General features: G+C 61.8%; 5 protein-coding genes. All 5 read left to right on the plus strand.

Annotated features, from left to right (window positions below):
- Positions 1–669 (plus strand): class II aldolase/adducin family protein (locus tag JWQ61_RS12475; RefSeq protein ID WP_304360814.1); only part of this gene is annotated, 669 nt, incomplete at its 5' end.
- A 13-nt stretch (positions 670–682) separates the two neighbouring features.
- Positions 683–1,678 (plus strand): ABC transporter substrate-binding protein, encoded by a 996-nt coding sequence (locus JWQ61_RS12480; protein ID WP_304360815.1) that lies wholly within the window; start codon positions 683–685, stop codon positions 1,676–1,678.
- A 49-nt stretch (positions 1,679–1,727) separates the two neighbouring features.
- Positions 1,728–2,243, plus strand: coding sequence for a RidA family protein (locus JWQ61_RS12485; RefSeq protein WP_304360816.1), 516 nt, complete (start codon positions 1,728–1,730; stop codon positions 2,241–2,243).
- A 236-nt stretch (positions 2,244–2,479) separates the two neighbouring features.
- Complete coding sequence (locus JWQ61_RS12490; RefSeq protein WP_304360817.1) at positions 2,480–3,841, plus strand: LLM class flavin-dependent oxidoreductase; 1,362 nt, start codon at positions 2,480–2,482, stop codon at positions 3,839–3,841.
- 30 nt (positions 3,842–3,871) lie between these two features.
- Positions 3,872–4,254, plus strand: a 383-nt coding sequence (locus tag JWQ61_RS12495) for a TonB-dependent receptor plug domain-containing protein (RefSeq protein ID WP_369684894.1), incomplete at its 3' end; no start/stop codon positions are given.

A 4,254-nucleotide genomic window follows, 5' to 3' on the forward strand; every position in this document is an offset into this window, starting at 1 on the left:
CTGTTTGCCCGCTACGGCTACGACATGGGCGGCGCCGGCCACATCACCGCGCGCGATCCAGAACATCCCGACCAGTTCTGGGTCAACCCGGCCGGCGTCTATTTCGGCCACATCCGGGTCTCGGACCTGCTGTTGGTCAGCCACAGCGGCAAGATCCTGCATGGCGACGGCCTGCTCAACCGCGCCGCCTTCGCCATCCACTCCGAACTGCACAAGGCGCGACCGGACGTGATCGCCGCCGCCCATTCGCACGGCTTGTGGGGCAAGGCATTCTCGGCGCAGGGACGCTTGCTCGATCCGCTGACCCAGGATTCCTGCGCCTTCTATGGCGACCACGTGATTTTTTCCGAATACAGCGGCGTGGTGCTGGACACCAGCGAAGGTGAACGGATCGCCCAGAAGCTGGGGCCGCACAAAGCCGCGATCCTGCAGAACCACGGCCTGCTGACGGTCGGCGGCTCGGTGGAATCGGCGGTATGGCGCTACATCGCCATGGAAAACGCGGCCCAGGCGCAGCTGATCTCGGAAGCTGCAGGCCCCACCAAACCGCTGTCGCAGGCAGTGGCGCAGCATACCGCTTCGCAGATCGGCAGCGACGCCGGCGGCTGGTTCAGCTTCCAGCCGCTGTGGGATGTGGTGACGCGCGAAGAACCCGACCTGTTCGACTAAACCAAGGATGACGATGACGCTCCACTACCCGGCAGGCCTGAGCCGCCGCCGTTTCCTGCAAGCCGGCCTAGGTGCGAGCCTGGGGCTGGGCCTTAATCTCGGCGCCGGCAACCTGCTGGCCGCGCCGCTTTCGCCTGATACCGTATTGCGCGTTGCCTCCTACAAAGGCGACGCCTCATCTTTTTATAAAGATGTCGGCGCAGGCGATTTCCCCTATCGCGTCAACTACGCCGAATTCGCCGGCGGCAACCTGATCGTCGAAGCCATTTCCGGCGGCTCCATCGATCTCGGCGGCATGAGCGAAATCCCGCCGATTTTTTCAGTGCAAAGCGGCGCGCCGCTGAAGCTGATCGCGGTATTGCGCGGCGACGTCAACAACCAGGTGCTGCTGGTGCCGCCGCAGTCCACTGTCCGCGATGTGGCCGAGCTCAAGGGCTTGCGCGTCGGTTATGTGCGGTCCACCACCTCGCATTACCTGCTGCTGCGCTTCCTCAAGGAAAAGGGCCTGAGTTTCGCCGACATCAAGCCTGTCAGCCTGTCGCCGCAAGATGGACTGGCGGCGTTCCAGAGCGGCCAGCTGGATGCCTGGGTCATCTACGGCCCGCTGATCCAGCTGGCGCGCAAGCAAGGTGCCCGCATCGTCAAGACCGGCCTTGGTTACCTGTCCGGCAATTACCTGCTGGCGGCGCACACCAAGGCCATCGCCGATCCGGCCAGGCATGCGGCGATCGGCGATTACCTGCTGCGCGAACGCAAGGTCTATGAATGGATCAACCGCAATCCGGACGCCTATGCCACCAAGCTGGCGCAGATCACCGGCCTGCCGAAATGGCTGTTCGACGAACAGCGCAAGCTGCAGAGCCAGCCGACGGTTCTGGTCGCCGTCGATGACGCCGCGGTCCGCTCGCAGCAGCAGGTGGCAGACGTCTTCACCGACAACAAGGTGCTGGATCGCCGTATCGATGTCAGCGGCCTGTGGGACCGCAGCTTCAACAGCGTGCTAGCATAAGCCGGCGCAATGCCTGCCTGCCGACTTTTCAATATCGAGAGAGACAACAATGAAAAAAACCGCCATCCTTCCGGGCCTTGCACTCAGCGGCCTGCTGGTGTTTTCACTCGCAGCCGGCAGCGCCGGCGCCCAGGAAATCAAGCGCATTCCCCTGCCGAATTCCGATTTCCCGATCTTGCAGGCGGTAGTGGTGCCGCCGAACGCCAGCACCATCTACTTCAGCGGCATCCTGCCCGAGGTCAGCAACAAGGATGCGCCAAAAGGATCGATTGAAGCTTTCGGCGATACCGAAACGCAAACCGTCTCGGTATTCCGCCGCATCGAAGCCGCCCTCGCCAGCCAGGGCCTGACTTTGGGCGACGTCATCCAGCTCAAAGTATTCCTGGTGGGCGATCCGCGCAAGGACGGCAAGCTGGATTTCGCCGGTTTCCAGGCTGGCTACACCAAGTTCTTTGCTACCAAAGAGCAGCCTAACAAGCCGGTGCGGTCGGCCTTCCAGATTGCCGGCCTGGCGCTGCCGGGAGCGCTGATAGAAATCGAGGCGACAGCAGCGAAAGTACGCTGAGCCGCAAACCGCTCGATCCCGCCTTACCCCGTCCTTCCTCATTCTCCGGGCCGTGCAATGCGCGGCCCGGCATTCCTTTCCGTCCTGGATGCTGACGCGATTCCGTTTTTCCGGCACTATTTCACGACCCGTATTTCATTCTCATTATGCATATTTGTATAGAACAATAATTACGTTCTATTATTATCATTTGCTGTATACCATCGCTCAATCGACTATTCACCAGGGAGAGCGAAATGAGCAATACAGCAAACTACAAGAGCAGCCGCCGGATAAAACTGGGCGCCACCATCCAGGGCGCGGGCACCACCCAGTCCGGCTGGAAACATCCCGATGTGGCGCTCGACGCCAGCACCGATTTCGCGCATTACAAGCAGGTGGCGCAAAAAGCCGAGGCAGGCAAATTCGACTTCCTGTTCATTGTCGACAGTACCTTCATCACGCCAAAATCGGCGCCGCACTACCTGAACCGGCTGGAGCCGCTAACCGCCCTGTCGGCCCTGTCCACGGTAACCAGCCGCCTGGGCCTGGTCGGCACGCTGTCGGTCTCCTTCACCGAACCGTTTACGGCTGCCAGGCAGTTTGCCTCGCTCGACCTGCTGAGCCAGGGCCGGGCCGGCTGGAACGTGGTCACTACCGGACTGGAAGGCGCCGCGCTCAACTACAGCAAGACCGAACACCTGGCGCACGACGTGCGCTACAAGCTGGCCGCGGAGCACCTGAAAGTGGTCCAGGGCCTGTGGGACTCATGGGAAGACGATGCCTTTGTCGGCGACCGCAAGGCCGGGGTGTTCTTCGATCCGAAAAAACTGCATGCGCTGGATCACAAAGGCGAGTTTTTCTCGGTCAAGGGACCGCTGAATATCGCCCGCTCGCAGCAAGGCCAGCCGGTGATCTTCCAGGCCGGCAGTTCGGAAGACGGACGCAACCTGGCAGCCCGCAGCGCCGACGCCATCTTCACCATCCACGATACGTTTGAGCAGGCGCAGGAGTTCTACCAGGATATCAAACGCCGCACCGCCGCTTATGGCCGCGCGCCGGAAGAAATCCTGGTGCTGCCTGGCATCGATCCCATCATCGGCCGCACCGCGGAAGAAGCCGAGCGCAAGTACCAGGAACGGGTCGACCTGATCACCATCGAAGAAGCGCTGGACCAGTTGGGACGGCCATTCACCTATTTCGATTTCTCCGCCTACCCGCTGGATGCGCCGTTTCCCGAACTGGGCGAGATCGGCAGCAACAGCTATCGCAGTTATACCGACAAGATCAAGAAAGTGGCGAAAGAGGAACAGCTGACCTTGCGCCAGACCGCATTGCGCTTTGCCGTGCCGCGCAGCAGCTTCATCGGCACGCCGGAACAGGTCGCCGACATCGCGCAAAAGTGGTTCGAACAAGGCGCCGCCGATGGCTTCATCATCGGCACCACGGCCGCTGCCGGCCTCAACGACTTCATCGACCTGGTGGTGCCCATCCTGCAGGCACGCGGCCTGTTCCGCAGCGAGTATGAACACGACACCCTGCGCGGCAACCTCGGCTTGCGCTTTGCCGAAAACCGTCACACGCAAACAGCGCAAGCCGCAAAAAAAATCGCGGCATAACAACAGATACCAACCAGGCAAGGGGAAAGCATGTCGTCAGCATTATCCAATAGTCAGTCTCGATCAGGATTTTCAAGATTCGGCAGGCTCAAGCTCAGCGGCACCGCCATCGCGGTTGGCAGCCTGTTTGCGGCGGGCCAGGCGCTGGCCGACGGCGCCGGCAACGCCAGCAGCAATATCGGCAACATCCAGGACGTGATCGTCACCACCGGTACCCGCGATACGCAAAAAGCCGCGCGCGAAAGCCTGAGCCCGATCGACGTCATCAGCGCGGCGGAACTGCAAAAGACCGGCCAGACCGACCTGCGCGATGCGCTGGTCAAGCTGTCGCCCTCGATCACGCGGCAAGCGGTCGGCGCCGACGCCGCCAACCTGACCAGCGCCCTCACCATGCGCGGCCTCAGCCCTAACCA

Origin of the sequence: Collimonas fungivorans (assembly GCF_028292705.1) — a bacterium.
Taxonomy (GTDB): domain Bacteria; phylum Pseudomonadota; class Gammaproteobacteria; order Burkholderiales; family Burkholderiaceae_D; genus Collimonas; species Collimonas fungivorans_B.